Origin of the sequence: Acidovorax sp. LjRoot194, from assembly GCF_964253015.1 — a bacterium.
GTDB lineage: Bacteria > Pseudomonadota > Gammaproteobacteria > Burkholderiales > Burkholderiaceae_C > Acidovorax.
Genome location: NZ_CAXUQB020000001.1, coordinates 3,674,118 through 3,696,850, shown reverse-complemented (window position 1 = coordinate 3,696,850; position 22,733 = coordinate 3,674,118). Strand labels below are relative to the sequence as shown.

At 65.6% G+C, this 22,733-nt stretch carries 23 protein-coding genes; 14 read left to right on the top strand and 9 right to left on the bottom strand.

The window, feature by feature from the left end:
* Positions 1–20: 20 nt before the first annotated feature.
* On the top strand, positions 21–314 hold the full coding sequence (locus ACSQ3N_RS16730) for a hypothetical protein (protein ID WP_436146856.1): 294 nt from the start codon (positions 21–23) through the stop codon (positions 312–314).
* A gap of 6 nt (positions 315–320) precedes the next feature.
* The gene (locus ACSQ3N_RS16725) at positions 321–968 is read left to right on the top strand and encodes a DsbA family protein (RefSeq protein ID WP_436146855.1); all 648 of its coding nucleotides are present in this window, start codon (positions 321–323) and stop codon (positions 966–968) included.
* 383 nt (positions 969–1,351) lie between these two features.
* On the opposite strand, the gene ACSQ3N_RS16720 is transcribed toward ACSQ3N_RS16725, so the two are convergent.
* Both ACSQ3N_RS16720 and ACSQ3N_RS16715 read right to left on the bottom strand, forming a co-directional pair.
* Complete coding sequence (locus ACSQ3N_RS16720) at positions 1,352–2,500, bottom strand: zinc-binding dehydrogenase (protein ID WP_436146854.1); 1,149 nt, start codon at positions 2,498–2,500, stop codon at positions 1,352–1,354.
* A 173-nt stretch (positions 2,501–2,673) separates the two neighbouring features.
* Complete coding sequence (locus ACSQ3N_RS16715) at positions 2,674–3,540, bottom strand: LysR family transcriptional regulator (RefSeq protein ID WP_056172084.1); 867 nt, start codon at positions 3,538–3,540, stop codon at positions 2,674–2,676.
* Positions 3,541–3,844: 304 nt separating this feature from the next.
* Here ACSQ3N_RS16715 and ACSQ3N_RS16710 point away from each other — a divergent pair, with 304 nt between their 5' ends.
* Entirely contained in the window at positions 3,845–4,807 is a 963-nt protein-coding gene (locus ACSQ3N_RS16710) for a DMT family transporter (RefSeq protein WP_436146853.1), read from the top strand.
* A 22-nt stretch (positions 4,808–4,829) separates the two neighbouring features.
* On the opposite strand, the gene ACSQ3N_RS16705 is transcribed toward ACSQ3N_RS16710, so the two are convergent.
* From ACSQ3N_RS16705 to ACSQ3N_RS16695, 3 genes are all read right to left on the bottom strand, one after another.
* Positions 4,830–5,864: an alpha/beta hydrolase family protein gene (locus ACSQ3N_RS16705; protein ID WP_436146852.1), complete on the bottom strand. Its 1,035-nt coding sequence runs from the start codon at positions 5,862–5,864 to the stop codon at positions 4,830–4,832.
* Positions 5,865–6,189: 325 nt separating this feature from the next.
* A complete protein-coding gene (locus tag ACSQ3N_RS16700; protein WP_436146851.1) occupies positions 6,190–7,149 on the bottom strand; it encodes an NAD(P)/FAD-dependent oxidoreductase in 960 nt (319 codons plus the stop codon).
* Positions 7,112–7,600: an Rrf2 family transcriptional regulator gene (locus ACSQ3N_RS16695; RefSeq protein WP_218338841.1), complete on the bottom strand. Its 489-nt coding sequence runs from the start codon at positions 7,598–7,600 to the stop codon at positions 7,112–7,114. Before ACSQ3N_RS16695 ends, ACSQ3N_RS16700 begins: the two co-directional genes overlap by 38 nt.
* A gap of 254 nt (positions 7,601–7,854) precedes the next feature.
* On the opposite strand from ACSQ3N_RS16695, the gene ACSQ3N_RS16690 reads away from it, so the two are divergent.
* On the top strand, positions 7,855–8,607 hold the full coding sequence (locus tag ACSQ3N_RS16690; RefSeq protein ID WP_436146850.1) for a class I SAM-dependent methyltransferase: 753 nt from the start codon (positions 7,855–7,857) through the stop codon (positions 8,605–8,607).
* A 156-nt stretch (positions 8,608–8,763) separates the two neighbouring features.
* On the opposite strand, the gene ACSQ3N_RS16685 is transcribed toward ACSQ3N_RS16690, so the two are convergent.
* Positions 8,764–9,714: a LysR family transcriptional regulator gene (locus ACSQ3N_RS16685; protein ID WP_056172071.1), complete on the bottom strand. Its 951-nt coding sequence runs from the start codon at positions 9,712–9,714 to the stop codon at positions 8,764–8,766.
* Positions 9,715–9,831: 117 nt separating this feature from the next.
* On the opposite strand from ACSQ3N_RS16685, the gene ACSQ3N_RS16680 reads away from it, so the two are divergent.
* From ACSQ3N_RS16680 to ACSQ3N_RS16670, 3 genes are all read left to right on the top strand, one after another.
* A complete protein-coding gene (locus ACSQ3N_RS16680; protein WP_056172070.1) occupies positions 9,832–10,230 on the top strand; it encodes a tautomerase family protein in 399 nt (132 codons plus the stop codon).
* 57 nt (positions 10,231–10,287) lie between these two features.
* Complete coding sequence (locus ACSQ3N_RS16675) at positions 10,288–10,764, top strand: cupin domain-containing protein (RefSeq protein WP_156372181.1); 477 nt, start codon at positions 10,288–10,290, stop codon at positions 10,762–10,764.
* 219 nt (positions 10,765–10,983) lie between these two features.
* On the top strand, positions 10,984–11,145 hold the full coding sequence (locus tag ACSQ3N_RS16670) for a hypothetical protein (RefSeq protein ID WP_156372180.1): 162 nt from the start codon (positions 10,984–10,986) through the stop codon (positions 11,143–11,145).
* Positions 11,146–11,258: 113 nt separating this feature from the next.
* Here ACSQ3N_RS16670 and ACSQ3N_RS16665 read toward each other — a convergent pair whose 3' ends face one another.
* The gene (locus ACSQ3N_RS16665; protein WP_436146849.1) at positions 11,259–12,104 is read right to left on the bottom strand and encodes a toll/interleukin-1 receptor domain-containing protein; all 846 of its coding nucleotides are present in this window, start codon (positions 12,102–12,104) and stop codon (positions 11,259–11,261) included.
* 93 nt (positions 12,105–12,197) lie between these two features.
* Positions 12,198–13,010 (bottom strand): toll/interleukin-1 receptor domain-containing protein, encoded by an 813-nt coding sequence (locus ACSQ3N_RS16660; RefSeq protein WP_082517085.1) that lies wholly within the window; start codon positions 13,008–13,010, stop codon positions 12,198–12,200.
* A 337-nt stretch (positions 13,011–13,347) separates the two neighbouring features.
* Here ACSQ3N_RS16660 and ACSQ3N_RS16655 point away from each other — a divergent pair, with 337 nt between their 5' ends.
* The 7 genes from ACSQ3N_RS16655 (at position 13,348) to ACSQ3N_RS16625 (ending at position 21,902) form a co-directional block, all read left to right on the top strand.
* Positions 13,348–14,595: an ROK family transcriptional regulator gene (locus ACSQ3N_RS16655; protein ID WP_436146848.1), complete on the top strand. Its 1,248-nt coding sequence runs from the start codon at positions 13,348–13,350 to the stop codon at positions 14,593–14,595.
* A complete protein-coding gene (locus ACSQ3N_RS16650) occupies positions 14,592–16,082 on the top strand; it encodes a sugar ABC transporter ATP-binding protein (protein WP_436146847.1) in 1,491 nt (496 codons plus the stop codon). The genes ACSQ3N_RS16655 and ACSQ3N_RS16650 overlap by 4 nt, the downstream gene beginning before the upstream one ends.
* Positions 16,063–17,079 (top strand): ABC transporter permease, encoded by a 1,017-nt coding sequence (locus ACSQ3N_RS16645; protein WP_436146846.1) that lies wholly within the window; start codon positions 16,063–16,065, stop codon positions 17,077–17,079. The genes ACSQ3N_RS16650 and ACSQ3N_RS16645 overlap by 20 nt, the downstream gene beginning before the upstream one ends.
* A 418-nt stretch (positions 17,080–17,497) precedes the next feature.
* Positions 17,498–18,487 carry a substrate-binding domain-containing protein gene (locus ACSQ3N_RS16640; RefSeq protein ID WP_396506557.1) on the top strand — a complete coding sequence of 330 codons (990 nt, stop codon included), beginning with the start codon at positions 17,498–17,500 and terminating at the stop codon, positions 18,485–18,487.
* Between the two features lie 453 nt (positions 18,488–18,940).
* Positions 18,941–19,954 (top strand): sugar phosphate isomerase/epimerase family protein, encoded by a 1,014-nt coding sequence (locus ACSQ3N_RS16635; RefSeq protein WP_436146845.1) that lies wholly within the window; start codon positions 18,941–18,943, stop codon positions 19,952–19,954.
* Between the two features lie 172 nt (positions 19,955–20,126).
* Complete coding sequence (locus ACSQ3N_RS16630; protein WP_436146844.1) at positions 20,127–21,293, top strand: Gfo/Idh/MocA family protein; 1,167 nt, start codon at positions 20,127–20,129, stop codon at positions 21,291–21,293.
* Between the two features lie 39 nt (positions 21,294–21,332).
* Positions 21,333–21,902 (top strand): sugar O-acetyltransferase, encoded by a 570-nt coding sequence (locus tag ACSQ3N_RS16625; RefSeq protein WP_436146843.1) that lies wholly within the window; start codon positions 21,333–21,335, stop codon positions 21,900–21,902.
* A 291-nt stretch (positions 21,903–22,193) separates the two neighbouring features.
* On the opposite strand, the gene ACSQ3N_RS16620 is transcribed toward ACSQ3N_RS16625, so the two are convergent.
* Positions 22,194–22,547 carry a hypothetical protein gene (locus ACSQ3N_RS16620; RefSeq protein ID WP_056172054.1) on the bottom strand — a complete coding sequence of 118 codons (354 nt, stop codon included), beginning with the start codon at positions 22,545–22,547 and terminating at the stop codon, positions 22,194–22,196.
* Positions 22,548–22,733 lie beyond the last annotated feature (186 nt).

Sequence of the window (22,733 nt, the reverse complement as noted above, 5' to 3'; positions counted from 1 at the left end):
TTTTTCACAAGGAGCCCACCGTGTCCACGCATTCACTCCCGCAAGTCCTGCAGCACCTGCACGCCGGACGCTGGAACGCGGCGCACGACCTGGTGCAGCACGACGGCTCGATGCTCGCGGCCTGGCTGCACGGCATCCTGCATGTGCAGGAAGGCGACCTCGAGGACGCCGAAAACTGGTACGACCGCGCCGGCCGCCACTTCCGCAGCCGGGGCACGCTCGCGCAAGAGATCGAAAGGTTCGAAGCCGCGCTCGCTGCTTCAGCACCCCTCACCGCATCGCCCACAGCATCCCCTGATCCTGAAAGCCCCTGACCCACCATGTCCTCCATCTCCGTCACCTATCTGTTCGACCCCCTGTGCGGCTGGTGCTACGCCGCCGCGCCCGCGCTGAAGCACCTGCAGGGCGTGGATGGCATCCATGTCTCGCTCGCGCCCACCGGCCTGTTCGCAGGCGCAGGCGCGCGGCCCATGGATGCGGAATTTGCCGCCTATGCGTGGAGTAACGACCAGCGCATCCAGCAGCTCACGGGCCAGCCCTTCACGCAGGCCTACCGCGACCATATCCTGGGTGCGCCGTCTGGCCGCTTCGACTCAGGCCCTGCCACGCTGGCGCTGACCGCCGTGGCCCACACCGCGCCCGAGCGCGAGTTGGAGGCCCTGCATGCGCTGCAGCATGCCCGCTATGTGGACGGGCGCGACACTGCAGAGCCTGCCGTGCTGGCCGATGTGCTCAATGCCCTGGGCTTGGCCGACGCCGCAGCGCTCACGCTGGCGCCCGATGCAGCCCTGCGCACGCTGCTGGCTGAACGTGTGGCCTACGCCCAGTCCACGATGCGCGCCGTGGGTGCACGGGGTGTGCCGCAACTGGTGGTGACAGGGCAGGGCGGCGCGCTGCGGCTGTTGGGGGGCGATGCGCTGCTGGGGCCGCGCGAGCAGTTGGTGGCGTTGGTGCGGGCAGGGGCCTGACGGACAGCCACTCGCAGTCAACGAAAAAACAATCACCGTTCACGCGCAGCTCGCCGAAGCGCGGTGAAAGGCTTCGACAGGCTCAGCCCGAACGGTTTTTGAGGGGCTCAGCCCGAACGGTGTGGGGCGAGTGAAGATGCAGCCACAACTACCCGTTCACGCTGAGCCCTTCGGCAGGCTCAGGACAGGCTTGTCGAAGCGCCGCCCAAGGCTTCGACAGGCTCAGCCCGAACGGTGTTTGAGAGCTCAGCCCGAACGGTGTGGGGGTGAGTGAAATGGAATCCCCAATATCCGTTCACGCTGAGCCCTTCGACAGACTCAGGACAGGCTCGTCGAAGCGCCGCACAACGCTCCGACAGACTGTGACCTGCACCGACCCCCGCTCACTCCATCGACGGATCGATCAACACCTTCGCACCCGTATTCCGCGCACCATAAAACGCGATTGCATCGGCGCTCACAGCCCCGGCCAGCGACACCGTGCGCGCGTAGTGGCTGGCAAACGTGGTCTTCAACTCCGCCGCCACGCGCGCGCGCAGCGCCTGTGCTGCGGCATCACCGATCTTGGCCAGGAACGGAAACAGCAGCCACCCGCCAATGCCCCAGGCCATGCCGAACGTGCGGTGGATCTCGGTCGGCCGCGTGTCCAGGTGGCCGTACAAGTACACCTGCTTGTGCACCGCCGATCCATACCGGCTGTACTCCTGCGCCTTGCGGTTGATGGCCGCTTCCATGCACTGCAGGATCTGCCCGGCCAGCGTGCCGCCGCCGGTGGCGTCGAACGCGATGGTCGCGCCCGTGGCCACCAGCGCCTCGGTCAGGTCGGCCACGAAAGTGGGCGCGCTGGTGTCGCACACATACTGCGCGCCGATGCCGCGCAGCAGCGCTGCCTGCTCGGGCTTGCGCACAATGTTGACCAGGCCGATGCCGTCCTTCTGGCAGATCTTGTTCAGCATCTGGCCCAGGTTGCTGGCCGCGGCGGTGTGCACCAGCGCGGTGTGGCCTTCGCGCTTCATGGCCTCCACCATGCTCAGCGCGGTCAGCGGGTTGACGAAGCACGATGCGCCCTCGGCCGCCGTGGTGCCTGCGGGCAGCGGCAGGCACTGCGCCGCCGGCATGGCGCGGTACTGCGCGTACATGGCGCCGCCGATCACCGCCACCGTGCGGCCCAGCAGCGCCTGCGCGGCGGGTGACGCGCCCGCAGCCACCACCAGGCCCGCGCCCTCGTTGCCCACGGGCATGCTCTGGCCCAGGCGCGCGGCCATGCCGGGCATGGCGCGCTCGGGGATGCGGGCCGTGGCCACCGGCCGGTCGGCCGTGCCGGTGACCTGCACCGTGGACAAATCGGCCGGGCCCAGGAGCAGGCCGATGTCCGACGGGTTGATGGGCGTGGCCTGCACCTGGATCAGCACCTCGTCGGGCCCCGGCGTGGGCACGGGCGTGGGCTCCAGGCTGATCTGCAAGGTGCCGTCGGGCTGGACGAGCGAGCGCAGTTGCAGTGCTGTGGTGGGAATGTCGGTGGTGGTGGTCATGCTTGGCTTTCGGTAGGAAGAAGAGCGCGCCGTTGGTTCAATTGCGCGTCCCGGTGCCAAACATTAGAACTGGATTGCGCCGCAGCCACGGTCGCGCAAGTGCCTTGCGGCGGCAGGGTTGCTGTCGTGGTCCGCAGTGCCGGCCGGCACGCAGGCCGTGTCGCCACGCACCATCAACTCCCCAGCGTGCGCAGCATCTGCTCGTACATCGCATCCACCGCTGGCGAGCGCAGCGACACCTTGCTGCGCAGCACCGCCACCTCCATCGAATCGAGCAGCGGCAGGTCAAACTCTGCCGGCAGGTCCTGCAGTATCTGCAGATGGGCGGGCACGCTGCACCGCGTGAGCACCGCCACGGCCAGGCCGCTCTCCACGGCGGCCAACTGCCCCGCCAGGCTGGAGCTGTGGTACACGATGCGGTGCGCACGCCGCCGCGCCGCCAGCGCCTTCATCGTGGCGATCCGGGCCAGGCTGGCCGACTCGTACACCGCAATCGGCAGCGGGTCGCGCCGCCACACCTCGTGCTGCGGCGAGCCCACCCACACCAACGGCTCATCAAACAAAAAGTGCCCGCGCTGCGGCTTGTCGCGCGAGACCAGCGCCAGGTCCAGTTCGCCCCGCCCCAGGCGCGGGATCAGCGACGTGGACTGCTCGCACGTCAGCTCGATCTCCACCCCGTGGTAGCGGTGCGCAAAGCTGCGCAGCACCGGCGTGAGGTAGGCGCTGGCATAGTCGTCCGGCACACCCAGCCGCACGCGCCCGGCCAGCTGCGGGCCGAACAGCGCCGTGTGTGCCTCGGCCTGCAGGTCGAGCACGCGGCGCGCGTACGACAGCAGCTCGGCCCCGGCCGGCGTCACCTCCAGGTGGCGCGGCCCGCGCAGCAGCACCGGGCGGCCCAGCGCAGCCTCCAGCTTCTTGATCTGCATGCTGACTGCGGATTGCGAGCGGTGCACGAGGGGCGCGGCGCCCGAGAGCGAGCCTGCGTCCACCACGGCCACAAAGGCACGCAGCCAGTCGATCTGAAAGTCTGGGTGGTTCATTGTGGTGACAGTGCCTCGGTGGGTGTGTGCAGTGGTGTGATCTGGCGTCTTGCCGTGTGGCTGGCGCCTGCGCAGATTCTCTGGTCCGTCGCACAGGGATTGGGGCGGGCTTCGACAGGCTCAGCCTGAACGGTCGGTGTGAACGTGAGTGCGGGTGTGGGTGTGTGGATGCGTATGGCCGCGGGTGGAGACGCAGGGTGTCGTGCACTGTCAAACGCCATTTTTAAAGGCATTCGTTTATCGAATGATATCCGTTCGAATTATCCGTTTTACACCACAACGCTAAACCCCGAGCATCAGCCCCATGAATCTCAAAGCCGGCATCGCAGCGTCCCTATCCCCCGCAGAGCCATCGCAACCACCTGTCCAGCGCGAGCGCGACGGCCAGTGGCTGCTCATCGCCGGGGGCGTGCTGCTGGGCACCATCGGCGTGTTTGTGGAAGAGGCGGGCCAGCACCCGCTGGTGACGGTGTGGTTCCGTTGCGCATTCGGCGCGCTGGCGCTGCTGGCCTGGTGCCTGGCCACGGGCCGGGGGCGCGAGCTGCTGCTCAGCGGCCGCGCCCGCTGGGTGGCGTGTGCCACCGGCGTGCTCATGGTGTTCAACTGGGCGCTGTTCTTCGCGGCCATCCCGCGCACGTCCATCGCCGTGGCGACGGTGATCTTTCACATCCAGCCCATCTGGGTCATCGTGTTCGGGGCCCTGTTCCTGCGCGAGGCCGTCTCGCCCACGCAGTGGCTGGCGACCCTGGCCGCATTGGGCGGCCTGGTGCTGACCACCGGCCTGCTGGACGGCACCGCAGCGGCTGCGGCCGCCAGCAGCAGTGGTGGTGGCGGCGGCTACATGGCGGGTGTGCTGATGTGCCTGGGCGGCTCGCTGTGCTACGCGGGCGTCACGCTGCTGGCCAACACGCAAAAGGCCATCAGCCCCTTTGCGATGGCGCTGTGGCAGTGCCTGGTGGGCGCCGTGGCGCTGGTGTGGGCCCCCTTCGTGCTGGGCTGGCCGCAGCAGGGTGCTGCATGGGCCTGGCTGCTGGGCCTGGGCGTGGTGCACACGGGGCTGGCGTATGTGGTGCTGTTCGCGGGCATGGCCCGCTTGGCGCTGGGGCGCATCGCCGTGCTGCAGTTTGTGTACTCGCTCACCGCAGTGCTGGTGGACTGGGCCGTGTATGGGCGCACGCTGAGCCCTGTGCAGTTGGCTGGGGTGGGGTTGATGGCGGGTGCGTTGTGGACGATCCGGCGGCCCAGCCGGGCGGTGGCCCGGGCCTGATGCCGGCGCAGGGCCTGCGCACTTAAGGCGCCTTGCCCGCCGCTGCAGACGCCGGAATGTGCCGCTGAAAGAACTGCACCACGTGCGCATTGAACACCTGGTGAAAAGCCACCCGGTCGAACCCCGGCGCATCGCGGCAAATGTCCGGCGCCACCTCGGCCAACGCGGGCGAGCAGGGCGCCAGAAAGGCATAGTGACCCGCGTTGGTGGCCAGATGCCAGTCGGGCGCGCGGGGCAGGCCCTGGCGCACGGTTTCCACGCTGTTCAAAGTGACGCCGTCACCACCCAGCGCCGAGGCCCACAACTGCACCGGCACGCCGACCTGCCGAAGGCCCTTGGCATCGAACACGCTCAAGGGGTCGACGATGACCGCCGCCTTGATGCGCGCATCCGGCGCGGGTGTGGCCGGTATCTCGTTGCGGCGGATCTCGCCGCACAGCGGCCGGGTGGACAGCGGTGGGCACAGGTCTGGCCGCAGCATCCAGTCCGGCACCGCGCCAGTGGCCACCAGCCCCGTGTAGCCGCCGCGTGAAAAGCCGAAGAAGCCGACCTTGCCCGCGTCCAACTGCGCGCGCTGGGGCCACGCGCCCAGCATGTAGTCCGTCAGCCGCTTTATGTCCACCGGCCGCGTGGCAAACGCCGACAGGTGGCCCTGGCGGCTCATGTCCTGAAAATTGTCGCCCGGGTGGTGGATGGCCGCGACCACATAGCCCGCATCGGCCAGCGCTGCCGCCGTGTCGTGGTGCCCCAGGGCCGATCCGCCCGCGCCGTGCGACACCACGACCAGCGGCAGACCTGAGCCTGTGACAGGGCAGTCCCGCGTGCCTTGCAGCACCAGCGGCGCCAGGTCGATGCGGCCCGGCGGGGTGCTGCACGGCGACCACACGGCGCCGCGCAGCGCGGGCCCGACCTGGTCGGCGGGCACCTCGATGAAGGCAAAGCCTGCGGCGTGGGCCAGGGTGGCGGCGCAGCAGAGCGCCGCGGTAGACAGCCAGCGAAAGGCACTGCCAAAGCCAGGGCGGGCATGGAGGCGGGAGATGAATCCAGTGGAGGTCATGGTGATGGATGGCTGGGGCGGGTGGGAACTGGCAGGCCGGTGCGCAGGTCGGCGTGCGCGGCGTTGCGCCACACAGTGTGCCGCAGCCTGCGCGCCGGGACTGGGCCGATCTTGCGGTCTTGCAGCATGGCTGCACCGGTGGTCCGCTCGGCAGTCAACCCTGTGAACCGGTGACGCAGAGCCCTGTGGCTGGTGATGGCGGGGCTGCCGACGTGCGGCGCAGGGCTTCGACAGGCTCAGCCCGAACGGTTGGGGGAGCTCAAAGAACGGCAGCCAAAACCTCAGTCAAGGTCTGTTGCCGTCGGCGCCCACCCATGCCGCCTCGTTATGGCCCGAACACCATCGCCTGGTGCGCCCCCACGCCCGCCAGCACGCCTTCGGCCGACGCCAGCGTGGCGTTGTGCCGCATCAGCGTGGCGTCGCCCGCGGCGTACACGCCGGGCACCGTGGTCATCTTGTTCGCATCGGTGCGGATGCACGGGCCCATGGGGCCGTCGTCCATGGCGCAGCCCAGTTGTTCGGCCAGCGGGCTGGCGGGGCGGGTAGTGGCTGCTACGTACAGGGCGTCCAGCGGCAGCAGGCGCGCGCCGCTGTCGCCGTGGGCCTGCAGGCGCACGCCGTGCAGCGCCTGTCCGGGCCCCTCCAGGGCGGCAATGCGCGCAGGCTCCACCGCAATGCCCAGTGCCAGCAGCCGCTCGCGCTCGGCGGGCTCCAGCGTGGTGTCGCCGTTCAGGAAGAGGGTGGTGGGGCCCCAGTCGGCAATCAGCTGCGCGTGCATGCCGGACTGCGGCGAGTGGTACAGCACGCCCAGCCGCTGGCCCGCAAACTCGTAGCCGTGGCAATAGGGGCAGTGCAGCACGCTGGTGCCCCAGCGATCACGCAGGCCAGCGATGTCGGGCAGGCCGTCCTGCACGCCAAAGGCCAGTACCAGCTTGTGAGCCTCCAGGTGCGTGCCATCGTCCAGCACCACGGCAAAGCCGCTCTCCGGCGACCCCGCGATTTGCTGCGCCGTGGCGGACACGGCCGTGCCCTGGCGCAGCGCCACCGTGGGGTAGGCCAGCAGCTTGCGGCGCGCCTGCTCGATCATCGCCAGCGGCGGCTCGCCGTCCTGCCCGAAGAAGCCGTGCGACGCGGCGGCAAACCGGTTGCGCGGCTGGCCCGCATCCACCACGCACACGCGCCGCCGGGCACGCGCCAGCTGCATCGCGGCCGACAGGCCGGCAAAGCTGCCGCCTATCACGATCACCTCATACGCCTGGGTGGTTGTCATTGCTGCTGCCGCCATGAGAAATCTCCTTGTGACCGTGGCACCCTGCCACCATGCGTTGATGAAACTCGGCCGACAGCTGCGCCAGCGTCACCTCGCCCAGGCGGGCCAGTAGCACCTCTTCGGCGGCCTGGTACGCGTCCGTCAGCGCGCGGTTGACGGCCTGCTCGACGATGCAGCCCGGGCTCTCCACCCTGTTGCCCACCGCCAGCAGCGTGGGCGCGCCCAGCGCTTCGTGGATGTCGCGCAGGGTCACTTCGGACAGCGGGCACGACAGCACCCACCCCCCGCCATGCCCCTTGGCCGACGAGACAAAACCCGCATACCGCAGCCCCGCCATCAGGCGGCGGACAACGACCGGGTTGGTCTGCATGGCCTGCGCCAGCGACTCGGACGTGGCGGGGCCATCCATCTCTGCCATGTGCAGCAGCGCGTGGAGGACGTTGGAAAGGCGGCTATCTCGTTTCATGCAACATTCAAAGTTGCGTGATGTTAGCATGGGCCCAGAAGGAGCGCTGGCGGACTCACGGTTTGCTACTGAAGTGATAGCTGCTAGCGCTTGATAGCCAAGCGAAAGGTGCCGATTTGGCTTGATTTTTTGCCCTAGCCGCACACCCCCACCCGTTCGGGTTGAGCCTGTCGAAACACTGCGCAGCCCAGCAAGCCCTTGGCTCAACCCCACCGCAAAACGCCATACCCACCGCATCCACCGCACACCACACCATGCCCCATCCCACCACCACATCCCCCTTCACCGACCCCGCCGCCGTCGCCCGCTACGCCGAAGGCCCGCGCCGCAACGTGCCTGGCTACGACAGCCTGCTGCCCATGGTGCGCATCCTGCTGGCCGAGCGCGTGCCCGCCGACGGCCGGGTGCTGGTGGTGGGTGCGGGCGGCGGGCTGGAGCTGGAGGACATGGCGCGCGCGCACCCCGGCTGGCGCTTCGACGGCGTGGACCCGAGCCAGCCCATGCTGGACCTGGCCGCGCAGCGGCTGCAAAGCGCGGGCGTGTCGGGCGACCGCGTGGCGCTGCACCACGGCTATGTGCAGAGCGCACCGGCCGGGCCGTTCGATGGCGCGACGTGTTTGCTGACTTTTCACTTTGTGCCGCGCGAGGAGCGTGCGGCCATGGTGGCCGAGATCCGGCGGCGGCTGAAGCCCGGGGCGCCGTTCGTCGCGGTGCACCTGAGCGTGGCCGATGGTGATGCTGTTGGTGACGGCGATGACGGGGCAGGGGAGCGCGACCTGTGGCTGTCGCGCTATGCGGCGTTTCAGGTGGCGTCCGGCATGGCGCCCGAGATGGCCGACCGCGGGCGGGCCAAGGTGGCGGCCGAGCTGGCGGTGCTGACGCCGCAGGAGGACGAGGCGATCCTGCGCGAGGCCGGGTTCGGCGATGTGCGGATGTTTTATATGGGGTTTGCGTTCAGGGGCTGGGTGGCAACGGCCTCCAGTGAACGCGGCGCCCACTCGCCCTGAAACCGTTCACGTTGACTGAGCCCTTCCACAGGCTCAGGACAGGCTCGGGACAGGCTTGTCGAAGCGCCGCCGCGCAAGGCTTCGACAGGCTCAGCCCGACGGTTGCTCAACTTCAGGGAACCCCCCGACCAGCCAGCCGTTGGTGCAAGAAAACCCTCAACGCACAGGCGCCAGCGCCCACCGGTCCTTGGCCGCCTTCACCAGAAAATCAATCACCGCCTTCACCCTGGCCGCATTGCGCCGGCCCGGTGACGACACCGCGTACAGCGTGTGCACCGTGCGGGACGCAAAAGGCGCCAGCACCTCCACCAACCGGCCTTGCGCCACATCGGCCGCCGCGAGCGGGCAGGACAGCATGCCAATGCCCGCGCCGCCCACCAGCGCGTGGTGCACCAGGGCCGAACTGCTGGCGGCCAGGCGGGAGCGCACGGTCACCTCCAGTGGCTTGCCCTGTGCGCTGCCGCGTGGATTGAGAAATGTCCAGGTCACCGCCGGCCCCTGCGCGGTGTGCGTGACGGTGTGGTGCTGCTGCAGATCGCTGGGGTCGGCGGGCGTGCCGTGCAGGCGCAAATACTCCGGAGCCGCGTACAGGCGCCGCTCGAACCGGCCCAGCGCGCGCGCCACCACCAGGTCGCTGTGGCCCACGGTGGTGCGCAGCGCCACGTCGATGCCCTCCGTCACCAGGTCGGCCACGCGGTCATCGGCCAGCAGCTCCACCCGCAGCGCGGGGTAGCGCGCCTGCAGGTCCGCCAGGTGGGGCAGCACCAGCGCCTCGCAAATCTCCTGGCTGGAGGCCAGGCGCAAGGTGCCCGCCACGCGGCTGCGCTGGTCCGACAGCGATGCACCGATGTCCTCCAGCTGCGCCAGCAAGGCACGCGCTTCCTGCGCCAGCTCTGCGCCCTCGGGCGTGGCCGACAGGCCGTGCGTGGACCGGCGCAGCAAGCGCACGCCGTAGCCGGCCTCCAGCCGGTCCACACCACGCGCGACCACCGACACCGCCACATCCATCTCGCGCGCCGCTGCAGAAAACGAGCGCAGGTCGAGCGACCGCACCAGCCACCGCAGGTCGGCCGGATCGGGGAGGAAGGAGCGAGGTTCTTGTTTCATCGAGCGCGCCTTTGCGTGCGGAGCAAAAGCCATTATCGCCACGGGCGGTTTCCGTGGCGGGGCGCAATTTCTACAGTGAAGGCTCGTTCAACCCGATGCATTCAACAGGAGTCCTCCATGCCCATCCTCAACGTCAAAGTGTCTGCCCAACGCACGCCCGAGCTGTCTGCCCGCATTGCAGAAACCCTGCTGGACCTGACCACCCGCGTGCTCGGCAAGCGGCGCGACCTCACCGCCGTGGTCCTCACCTTTGTGGACCCCGCCGACTGGTACATCGCCGGCCGGTCGCTGGCCGACCTGAAGCAGTCAAGCTTCTACTTCGACGTCAAGGTGGTGGACGAAACCAACACCAAGGCCGAAAAGGCGCGCTACATCGCCGAGGCGTTTGAAGCCTTCGAGGGCCTGCTGGGCACGCTGCACCCCGAAAGCTACGTCTACGTGCAGGACGTGCGGGCCGCCGCCTACGGCTTTGGCGGCCGCACACAGGAATACCGCCACCAGCACCCCGAGCAATAAACAAGCAACCCAGCAATCAAGCAATCCATCCACCAACAACTACCCAGGAGCACCGACATGACGATGACGACAACGAACGACCACCTTCTTGCCGACGTGATCGTGGCCCAGACGCTGGAGCGTGCGGGCCTGGCGGGCTGGATCCCCGAAGGCGAAGGCAAGTGGTCCCTGCCCATCCAGTTCCTGCCCGACGATGCGGGCTGGGTGGAGCTGATGCGCCTGTCGCCAGGCACGCGGCTGGGCCTGCACCGGCACACGGGCGAAGTGCACGCCCTGACGCTGGCGGGCGAGCGCCGCCTGAACGATGGCCGCGTGGTGCGGCCGGGCGACTACATCCATGAGCCCGCGGGCAATGTGGACTGGTGGGAGGCGACGGGCACCGAAGAACTGCTGGTGTATGTGGTGGTCAAGGGCAGCGTGGAATATTTGGGGCCGCACCATGCAGTGCTGCAGCGGATCACTATGGCTGATCGGCGGGCGGATTACCGCCGGTGGTGCGAGGCGGTGGGAGTGTCGGCGCGAGATCTTTGCTAGGGGCCCTGCCGGGCGTGGCACGCTATGCAGCGCAGGCTAGTACGTGTCCCGTAGAAATATGAGTTAAAAAGAGCTCCAGCGCTTATTGGTAGAGCGCTCGTAGCTATTGAATAAATAGCAATTTTTTTCCGCCCTTGGCCGCGTGCTGTTGGTGAACGTAGGGCCGTGGAGAGCGGCTTTTGGTTGTCGCGCTATTTGGCATTGCAGGTAGCGTCTGGCATGGCGCCGGAGCTGGCGGACGGCGGATGGACCAAGGTTGCCTCAGAACTGGTTGCGCTGATGCCGGAGGAGGACGAGGCGATGCTGCGCGAGGCCGGGTTCGGCGATGTGCGCATGTTCTACATGGGGTTGGCGTTCAGGGGCTGGGTGGCGAGCGCTTAGAAATGGATTGGATTGGAGGGGACGAGCGTGAGGCTAGGAAGACCGTTAAGCAAAATAATGAATAATTCGTTTTGGGACTTTTTTAAAAATTTCGATCATTATATAAATTTTATTCAATAAATTGGTTGTTGGCGACGTGACTGCAGGCTGCGGTATGCAGCAGTCTGTTGTTCTTTCGAATATTGTCTCATTGAAAAATCATCTGGCCATTCACGCGCACATTTACGTCTAATCTGATAAAAAACTTCTTCTGGGATGTCTGAAGGTCGTCCTTGGCGGAGTTTTTCAACGGCTTCTTGTTGCTGATTTATGCAATAAGCGCGCATCGAAAAATCCTCCGGCCACTCCCGCTCGCAGTGCTGCGCGATGATCTCCCCAGAGGCCGCATAGTCGTCGTCTTGAGATGGTATTTGAGTAGCAGTTACTCCAATTAGGTGTTTATCTACTATGTGCTCTTTTGTTGGGGTTGAGTCAACTGGTATTTCAAGTGTTGTCGCATAGTAAACAAGCGCTTCAAGTTGGCGTTGGTAAACGGCGGGTGACTCGCTTTGAATATGCATTCTTGAGGCTAATTCAGCAATCAATTGGTGAATGTCTGCCATGCTGTCACAGCTTAGCGCATTTAGGCCACGAAGAGGACCTTTTAGCGCTTGAGGGCGTAATCCGGGCGCCAGTAGAGGTATTAGGTGACGTCTAGCCCCCCAGCGTGCTCCTAGTTCAAATAGTACATATGCTGATGCGAGGCTTTGCGAGGAAATTACTCCGATAAAGCACTCTGCGCCTAGCGCTTCTTCGCGCAATTGTTCATCAGTGTCTGAGCCCCCTGGCAGACGATAGCCATCTACGCTTGTGCATCGAATGTCCTGTGCTTTGACCATCAAAGCAGTAACAATCAATTGAACAAATATTGCAGCGAGTTCAGCGTCTTCGCTGCTATGACTGATAAAAAGCTTAATCATAGAATTTTTATCTGATTGCTGGTTGCTGCCAGTAGGGGAGGCGCCAGGAGCTGGCTTCTTTATGATCACCTTGAATATAAAAATACATGCTTGCTATGCTGTTGAGGCGCATTCCGTAAAAACTCGAAGAGCTTTGTTGTATACGGCCGGTTTCTCTGTGCTTATCTTTAGACGTTGAGATAGATCTTCTATTAATTGGAGCATGTCTGGTTCGGAAGATCCGTTGATTGCATGTATCTCGGAGAGTGGGGCTTTTAAGTCATGTGCCTTTGTTCCATTTGTCATGATTGGTGCTAAGTATTTGTTGGCTCCCCATCGTGCACCTAGTTCAAACATGACGTAAATCGATGCCATGCTTGCTGGACTAAGTATTGCGATAAATATTTCACTTTCGAAAACTTCCGCCTTGAGCTGATTATTTGATTCCGCTCCGGCAGATAATTTATAGCCATCGACGCTTGTGCATCGAATGTCGCTGGAGCGTATGTTTAAAGCCAGTCGAATTAAATCAATTAAAGACTCTGCAATTTTTTTATCTACACTGCTGTGGCTAATAAATATTTTCATTGTTGTAGGATTTTCGATTTTTTTTGGGATTGAAAGATCAACATGTTTTAAGAGTGATAGCGCTTCGCTGATTTGTTCGTCGGTGCTTCGTGCCCATATTGGCTGAATGTAAATAACGCCAGGAGACGGTCGAGGAGATGGTCGCCATCGCGCTACGAATTCCTGGGCTTTAGTGAGTAAATAGCTGACTTCCGATACTGATTCTTCAGACGGGTTGCTTAAGAGCAATGAAAGTGCATCCTCCACTAGAGGTGCGATTGAAGCTAGATGCTTAGGTTCGGAAGCAATGGCAGCTTTCGCACTTTTGACTACACTACGAGTTCGATTCCAATAATTCATAGCAGTAAATTAAAAATTTCTCTAAGATGTGCAATAAGAATCCGCATGTTCTGTAACTACGGCCTGAAATCTACTCCACATTACGAGTATGACGGCGAGGATGAATGAAATCTGGGAGATTTGCAATCGAAAGATTTCAACAATGGTCGGGCATTCACATCGGGCGTGTAGAGATGCCGGTCGCACATTTATCCTAACAATTTGCACTTTAGATTCAATGGTGTTTAACCTAAATTAGGTCAAAGTTAAGTCTTGCCCGGCCAAAGTAGACCGCATAGCATCCCTGTCAAGCACCCACCCCCATGAGGTGCTACACAACAATGACAGGAGACAAGCCTTGCCATCCACCCGCTGGAGTCACTGCGGCGCCGAAGACTTGGGCGTCTTGCAGACCATCTTTTGGTCCGCAGGCGCGTCGCGCAATGCGCTCGCGCAACGCCTGGCCTACTCCAAGAGCAAGGCCAACGCCATGGTCGCGGCGCTGCTCGATGAAGGCCTGCTCGACGAGGTGGGCCTGCAGGAGTCTTCTGGCGGCCGGCGGGCCGAAACCCTGCGATTGAGCGAAACCCTGGGCGTGGTCATTGGCGCCGACCTGGGCGCAACGAGCATGCAGGTAGCGATCATGCGGCCCGACATGACGGTGCTGGCGCGGCACCGCGAGCCCATCGATGTGCGCCAGGGGCCGGGCGTGATCCTGGCGCGGCTGCGCGGGCTGATGCGCGAGCTGATGGCGCGTTGCGGGCTGGCGGCGTCGCAGGTCATTGCCATCGGCATGGGCTTGCCGGGGCCGGTGGATTTTGAAAGCGGGCAGCTCGTCAACCCGCCGTTGATGCCCGACTGGGACGGCTTTTCGATCCGCGACTACCTGCGCGAGGCATTTGCCGCGCCGGTGTTTGTGGACAACGACGTAAACCTGATGGCGCTGGGCGAGCTGTGGCGGCTGCAGCGCAATCTGCCCAACTTCCTCGTCATCAAGGTGGGCACGGGCATTGGCTGCGGCATTGTGTGCCACGGGCAGGTGTACCGGGGCGCCAACGGCTCGGCCGGTGACGTGGGCCACATCTGCGTGGACCAGAGCGGGCCGCGCTGCCACTGTGGCAACCAGGGCTGTGTGGAGGCGATGGCGGCAGCACCCGCCATGGCGCGCATGGCGATGGAGGCCGTGGACCGGGGCGAGAGCGCGATGCTGGCCGAGCGCCTGCAGGCCACCGGCACGCTGACCACCGAGGACGTGGCCCAGGCCAGCCGTGCGGGCGATGTGGCGGCCAACGCGATCATCCAGCGCGCGGGCAGCCTGGTGGGGCAGATGCTGGCGTCCATCGTGAACTTCTTCAACCCGTCGCATGTGTTCATTGCAGGGCGGGTGACGGACATGGGGCCGCTGTTCCTGGCGTCGGTGCGGCAGAGCGTGTACCACCGGTCGCTGGCGCTGTCCACGCGGCACCTGGAGATTCAATACGCGCCGCTGGCCGACGATGCGGGCGTGGTGGGCGCGGGTGTGCTGGCCATGCAGCAGAGCTTGGCGCTGTCGCCGCGTGCCTCTTCTTCTGCGACCAAAGCCAATGCCGTGGGGGCCGCACGATGAGCGTCGCTGTCGAGTTTCGCAATGTGACCAAGGAGTTCGGCCCGGTGCGCGTGCTGCACGGCGTGGGCTTTGCGCTGCAGCCGGGCCGGGTGTACGGCCTGCTGGGCGAGAACGGCGCGGGCAAGTCCACGCTGATGAAGATTCTGGCGGGGTACGAGAGCCCCACCACCGGCGAGGTGGTGGTGGACGGCGCGGTGCGCGCCCCGGGCGGTGGATCGCGCGCGGCCGAGGCACAGGGCATTGTGCTCATTCACCAGGAGTTCAACCTAGCGGACGACCTGACGATTGCGCAGAACATCTTTCTGGGCCATGAGATCAAGCGTGGTCCCTTCCTGGATGACAAGGCGATGCGCGAGAAAACGCGCGCTGCCCTTGCACAGGTGGGTTTGCCACTGGACCCGGACACGCGAGTGCGCAAGCTCATCGTGGCCGAAAAGCAGCTGGTGGAGATTGCCCGCGCGCTGGCCCGCAATGCGCGCCTGCTCATCATGGACGAGCCCACCGCCACGCTCACCCCGGGCGAGACGGAGCGCCTGTTTGCGCTGATGGCCGGGCTCAAGGCCGCGGGCGTGACCATCATCTACATATCGCACAAGCTCGACGAAGTGGAGCGCACCACCGACGAGGTGGTGGTGATGCGCGACGGCCTGCTGGTGGCGCGCGAGGCCACGGCCAGCGTGACGCGGCGGCAGATGGCCAACCTGATGGTGGGCCGCGAGCTGGCGGATTTGTTTCCGCCCAAGCTGCCTGCGCCTGCGGGTGGAGAGCCCGCCATTCAGGTGCGCGGCCTCACGGTGCCCGGCTGGGCCGAGGACGTGAGCTTTGACGTGCGGCGCGGCGAGATTCTGGGCTTTGCCGGGCTGGTGGGCGCGGGGCGCACGGAGCTGTTCGAGGGCCTGCTGGGCCTGCGCCCGCGCTCGGCCGGCACGGTGGAGCTGGCGGGCAAGCCGGTGAATTTGAAAAGCCCGCGCGATGCGGCGCGCCATGGCCTCACGTACCTGAGCGAAGACCGCAAGGGCAAGGGCCTGCACGTGCACTTCAGCCTGCGGCCCAACCTGACGCTGATGGCGCTGGAGCGCTACGCCAAGCCCTGGCTCGACCCGGCGGCCGAGCAGGCTGCGCTGCGCGATGCGGTGCAGGAGTTCGGCATCCGCACCGGGTCGCTGGAGGTGCGCGCGTCCTCGCTGTCGGGCGGCAACCAGCAAAAGCTGGCGCTGGCCAAGGTGCTGCACCCCGGCCCCAGCGTGGTGGTGCTGGACGAGCCCACGCGCGGCGTGGACGTGGGCGCCAAGCGCGAGATTTATCACCTGGTGCAGCGCCTGGCAGAGCAGGGGCTGGCGGTGGTGGTGATTTCTTCCGAACTGATGGAGCTGATCGGCCTGTGCCACCGCGTGGCGGTGATGCGCGCCGGGCGGCTGCAGACCACGCTGCAAGAACCACATTTGACCGAAGAGGAGTTGATCGCACATGCCACAGGTACCCGCTGAAAACGCCACCACCGCAGCGGGCCGCCACGGCGGCGCCACGGCCTGGTGGGGCAAGCTGCACGGGCTGGGCCCGGTCATCGGGCTGGTGCTGCTGTGCATTGCCGGCACGCTGCTCAACAGCAACTTCGCCACCTACGACAACGTGATGAACGTGCTCACGCGCACGGCCTTCATCGGCATCATCGCGGTGGGCATGTGCTTTGTGATCATCTCGGGCGGCATCGATTTGTCGGTGGGGTCGATGGCGGCGCTGATCGCAGGCTCGGTCATCCTGTTCATGAACGCGATGGCGCCCGTGCTGGGCTCGCCCATGGCGGCCGTGGTGGTGGGCATGCTGCTGGCCGTGGTGCTGGGCGCGGTGTTCGGGCTGGTGCATGGTTTGCTCATCACCAAGGGGCGCATCGAGCCCTTCATCGTGACGCTGGGCACGCTGGGCATCTTCCGCGCGTACCTCACGTATTTTTCGAACGGCGGGGCCATCACGCTGGAGAACGATCTGTCGGACATCTACAGCCCCGTGTATTACGCCAACCTGCTGGGGGTGCCGATTCCGGTCTGGGTCTTTTTGCTGGTGGCTGTCATCGGCGGCGTGATTCTGAATCGCACGGCGTACGGCCGCTATGTGCAGGCCATCGGCTCCAACGAGCAGGTGGCGCAGTACGCGGCGGTGGATGTGCACAAGATCAAGATCCTGACGTACATGCTGCTCGGGGTGTGCGTGGGCATTGCCACGCTGCTGTACGTGCCCCGCCTGGGGTCCGCATCGCCCACCACGGGGCTGCTGTGGGAGCTGGAGGCGATCGCTGCGGTGATCGTGGGCGGCACGGTGCTCAAGGGCGGGGCGGGCAGCATCACCGGCACGGTGGTGGGGGCGATCCTGCTGTCGGTGATCAGCAATATCTTGAACCTGACCAGCATCATCAGCGTGTATTTGAATGCGGCGGTGCAGGGGTTCGTGATCATTGCCGTGGCTTTCATGCAGCGTGGAAAGAGGTGATGGCCGTGCCGCCACTTCATTCCTTTCATTCGCCCCGCGAGGCCGCCCCGACCCCCGAACCGTTCGGGCTGAGCCCTTCGACGTGGCTCAGGACAGGCCTGTCGAAGCCTGGGCACTCGCGCCCCATGGTGGCAGCCCTTCGACAGGCTCAGGGCGAACGGGGCAGGGCGAGCGCACTGCGCTGGATTCCGGCAATCCCCCAACCGTTCGGGCTGAGCCCGTCGAAGCCTGGGCACTTGCGCCCCATCGTGACAGCCCTTCGACAGGCTCAGGGCGAACGGGGTAGTGGCGCAGGCCCCAGGTGCTTGCACCCGTTCCGAAGCGCCTCCACCGGTTTTTGATTTCGTCAGTGTTCCCCAGTCGGCCAGGCTTTCATGGCCATTTTCAGCAAAGCAACAGCAACAGGAGACAACGCATCATGAACAGCAAGACATCAACTTCGTCCTTCACCCGCCGCCTGGCCCTCTCGGCCGTGGGGGCCGCAGCCGCGCTGGCGCTGGCCGGCCCGGCGGTGGCGCAGGCCAACAAGACGGTGGTGGGCGTGGCCATTCCGTCGGCCACGCACGGCTTCACCGGCGGCATCGTGTACTGGGCCAACCAGGCCAAGAAGGACCTGGAGAAGGCCCACCCCGGCCTGCAGGTCATCGTCAAGACCGCAGGCGGCGCGCCCGAGCAGGCCAACCAGCTGCAGGACCTGGTCACGGTGAACAAGATCAACGCACTGGTCATCTTCCCGTTCGAATCGGCCGCGCTGACCAAGCCCGTGGCCCAGGTCAAGGCCAAGGGTGTGTACGTGACGGTGGTGGACCGCGGACTGACGGACACCAGCGCGCAGGACGCGTATGTGGCCGGTGACAACACCGCGTTTGGCAAGATTCCGGCCGAGTACATCGCCAAGGCGCTGAACGGCAAGGGCAACGTGGTGGCCATGCGCGGCATTGCGACCACGCTGGACAACGAGCGCATGGACGCGTTCAACGCGGTGCTCAAGAACCACCCCGACATCAAGCTGCTGGACGCCAAGTACGCCAACTGGAACCGCGACGATGCCTTCAAGGTGATGCAGGACTACCTGACGCGCTTTCCGCAGATCGACGCGGTGTGGGCGGCCGATGACGACATGGCCGTGGGCGTGCTCAAGGCCATCGAGCAGGCCAAGCGCAAGGACATCAAGCTGGTGTTCGGCGGCGCGGGTGCCAAGGGCATGATCAAGACGCTGGCCGATGGCAGCAACCCGCTGATCCAGGCCAATGTGTCGTACAGCCCCAAGTTCATTTACGACTCGATCAAGCTCACGGCCGAGGCGCGCATCAAGGGCGAGAAGCTGCCTGCGACGACGATCATCCCGTCGGTGCTGATCACCAAAGAGAACGCGAAGAACTTCTACTTCCCCGACTCGCCGTTCTGATGGTGGTTTTGAGATAAAAAAGGCCTCTACCGCTTGTCTGGTAAGCGCAAGCAGCTACTAAAAATATAGCAGTGACTGCTTGCTGGGCAAGTGGAGGCCATGGCTCTCAACCCATCCAACCCGAACCCGAACCCGAACCCGAACCCGAACCCGAACCCGAACCCGAACCCACCCCCGCCCGTTCGGGCTGAGCTTGTCGAAGCCGCACCCAGCCGTGCCCGGCCTTCGACAAGCTCAGGCTGAACAGATTTGGGAGGTTGGGAGGTTGGGAGGTTCGGAGGTTGGGATTCAACGATTGCCAGACAAAAGCCATGGCAGTCACCACGACCCGAATGGCTCAACACCACCCCCGCCCGTTCGGGCTGAGCCTGTCGAAGCCGCACCCTGCGTGCCCGGCCTTCGACAAGCTCAGGCTGAACGGTGGGTGGACCGAATAACCAGGACGCACGCACCATGCCCAGACCCGTCACCCTTTTCACCGGCCAGTGGGCCGACATGCCGTTGGCAGAACTCGCGCCCCTGGCCAAGAGCATGGGCTATGACGGCCTGGAGCTGGCCTGCTGGGGCGACCATTTCAACGTGCAGGAGGCGCTGTCGTCGCCCCAGTACGTGAAGGACAAGCACGCGCTGCTGGCCCAGCACGGTCTCTCGTGTTTTGCCATCGGCAACCACCTGGTGGGCCAGGCCGTGTGCGACCTGATCGACGAGCGCCACCATGCCATCTTGCCGCCCCACGTGTGGGGCAACGGCGAGCCCGAGGGCGTGCGCCAGCGCGCTGCTGAAGAACTGGCCGACACGGCGCGCGCGGCTGCGCAGTTCGGCGTGAAGACGATCACCGGCTTTACGGGATCGTCGGTGTGGCATTCGATCTACGCGTTTCCGCCCACCACGCAGGCGTATTGGGACAAGGGGTTCGTGGACTTTGCGGACCGCTTCGGCCCCATCCTCGATGTGTTCGAGGAGCACGACATCAACTTCGCGCTGGAGGTGCACCCCACCGAGATCGCGTTCGACATCGCCTCGGCCGAGCGTGCGATTGCAGCGGTCAACCAGCACCGGCGCTTCGGCTTCAACTACGACCCGAGCCACCTGGCCTACCAGGGCGTGGACTACGTCAAGTTCATCCGCCGGTTTGCCGACCGCATCTACAACGCCCACATGAAGGACGTGTGGTGGGGCAAGGGCGACGGCACGGTGGGCACGTTCGGCGGGCACACCAGCTTTGGCGATGCGCGGCGCACCTGGGACTTTCGCAGCGTGGGGCGCGGGATGATCGATTTCGAATCCATCATCGTCGCGCTCAACGACATCGGCTACCAGGGCCCGCTCTCGGTGGAGTGGGAGGACAGCCGCATGGACCGCGTGCACGGCGCCACCGAGAGCGCGGCGTTCTGCAAGCGGCTCGACTTCAAGCCCGCGGCGGGCGCGTTCGACGCGGTGTTTGCGCGCGACCAGCAGAACCTGTGAATGCTCTCCAGCCACCGCCACCATTCCACCGCCATCCACCACTCCCTCACCGTTCGGGCTGAGCCTGTCGAAGCCGGGGCAGGGTGCTCGACATCCCTTCGACAAGCTCAGGGCGAACGGCCGGGTGGTGTCGGCAACAGCGAACCAAGAACAACAAACAAAGGCCTTCCGTATGTCCAGTGAAGTCAGAAAGCTCCGCTACGCCATGGTCGGCGGCGGCCACGGCGCCTTCATCGGTGCGGTGCACCGCAAGGCCATGGCGCTCGACGGCCAGTTCGCGCTGGTGGCCGGTGCGCTCTCGTCATCGCCCGAGCGGGCCCGCGCATCCGGCGCCGGGCTGGGCCTGGCGGACGACCGCAACCACGGCAGCTGGCAGGACCTGCTGGCCGACGAGCTGCGCCGCAGCCCCGATGAGCGCATCGACCTGGTGAGCATCGTCACCCCCAACCACGTGCACCACCCGGTGGCCCTGGCCTTCGTGCAGGCGGGCTTTCATGTGGTGTGCGACAAGCCGCTGGTGCACACCAGCGCGCAGGCCGAAGAGCTGGTGGCGGCGGTGAAGCAGGCCGGCACCGTGTTCGGCGTGACCTACAACTACACCGGCTACCCGATGGTGCGCGAGGCCCGCCACCTGGTGCACAGCGGCGCCCTGGGCACGCTGCGCAAGGTCACCGTGGAATACAACCAGGGCTGGCTGGCCACGGCGGTGGAGCAGGGCGGCGGCAACAAGCAGGCCGACTGGCGGCTGGACCCGGCCCGCAGCGGCGCAGTCGGCACCATGGGCGACATCGGGTCGCACGCCGAGAACCTGGCCGCCACCGTCACCGGCCTGCGGCCCGAGGCGCTGTGCGCCGACCTCACCACCTTCGGCCCCGGCCGCCGGCTGGACGACGATGCGCAACTGCTGCTGCGCTATGCGGGCGGCGCACGCGGCGTGATCGTCGCGTCGCAGGTGGCCGCGGGGCTGGAGAACGATGTGCGCTTGCAGGTGTCCGGCACGCTGGGCACGCTGGTATGGCGGCAGGAGGACCCCAACCACCTGGTGCATTCGCCGGTGGACGGGCCGCGCCGCATCCTCACCCGTGGCTCGCCGTGGCTGAGCGAATCGGCGCTGCGCGCAGGGCGCATTCCGGCGGGGCACCCGGAGGCTTTCATCGAAGCGTTTGCCAACGTCTACCTGGGCGTGGCGGCGGACATCCGGGCGCGGGCCGCAGGGCGCACCGCGACCGCGCTGGAGGCCGACTATCCGCGCGTGGAGGACGGGGCCGAGGGCGTGCGCTTCATCGAGAAAGTGGTGGAGTCCGCCGCGAGCGAGCGCAAGTGGACGCCCTTGGGCTGACCCGTCCGGACTGGCGTGGCAGGGCTGGGACAATGGCCCATGACCTCTGAAAAATCCAAGATGATCGCCGGCGAGCTCTACAACGCCGCCGACCCCGAGCTGGCCGCCGACCGCCTGCGCGCGCGCCAGCTGTGCCACGACATCAACACCACCCGGCCCGACACGGCGGGCACGGTGAAGGCGCTGGTCGCGCAACTGGTGCCGGGCGTGCCGGCCAGCGTGGCGATCACGCCGCCTTTTCAGTGCGACTACGGCTACAACATCACGCTGGGCGAGGGCGTGTACTTCAACGTGAACTGCGTGGTGCTGGACGTGGCACCGGTGCACATCGGCGCGCGCACGATGATGGGGCCGGGCGTGCAGATCTTCACCGCATCGCACCCCATGTCGCCCGAGGAGCGTGCGGGCGGGCTGGAGCTGGGCGTGCCGATCACCATCGGCGCGGACGTGTGGATCGGCGGCGGCGCCATCGTCTGCCCGGGCGTGACGATTGGCGATGGTGCGGTGATTGGTGCAGGCAGCGTGGTCACGCGCGATGTGCCGGCGCGGGTGTTTGCGGCGGGGAATCCGTGCCGGGTGGTGAAGCCGTTGGATCCGCTGGTGGTGTGAGTCTGGTGGGGTCGAGGCTGATCTGGCTCCAACGCCGTTCACCTTGAACCATAGCTAGTTCGCCCTGAGCCTTAATTCCGTTCACCCTGAGCCTCAATTCCGTTCGCCCTGAGCCTGTCGAAGGGCTGCCACCACAGGGCGCGTGTGCCCTGGCTTCGTTCGCCCTGAGCCACGTCGAAGGGCTGCTCATTCAGGGCGTGTGAGCCCTGGCTTCGACAAGCTCAGCCCGAACGGTTATGGGGAGTGGGTAAGGGCGCGCTTCTGATGCTGCCCTGGCTCACCGACGCGAACTCACGCATTCGCCAGCTGAAACCGCTGATCGAAATTCATCTTCCCCAGCACCCGCAGCGCCGCCGCACGCGTGGCGCTGTCCACCTTGCTGATGTCCAGGCTGTAGCGCTTGGCGGTGGACACCACGTCCACGCATTTGTGGCCCCATTGCACGGCCACGAGCAGGGTGGGGCGCTGGCCGGCCTCCACGCCGCCCACGGAGACGCCGCGCTGCTCGGGCCGCAGCATGAATTCGAGATGCGGCGTGCGCGTGAGCGTGAGGCGGCTGGCACCGAGCGGGCCCAGGGCGAACGAGACGACCCAGTCGTCTTCGTCTTCCACGGTCAGAAACGGGACATGCTGGGGTGCTGCCATGGTGGGGCGTTGGGTGGGTGGTGGATGCTGGCGGGTTGCCAGACTGGTAGCGCTGCCCGGGTTGCGGGCGGCGGTCAGTATGCCGTTGCAAAAGCCGTGCCGAGGTCGGGAGAACCCGAGGTTGGGCCTTTCCAACGCCGCGGGGTTTCGTCAGGTGGCTGCAAGCCAAAACGTGCTGCGGTGGCG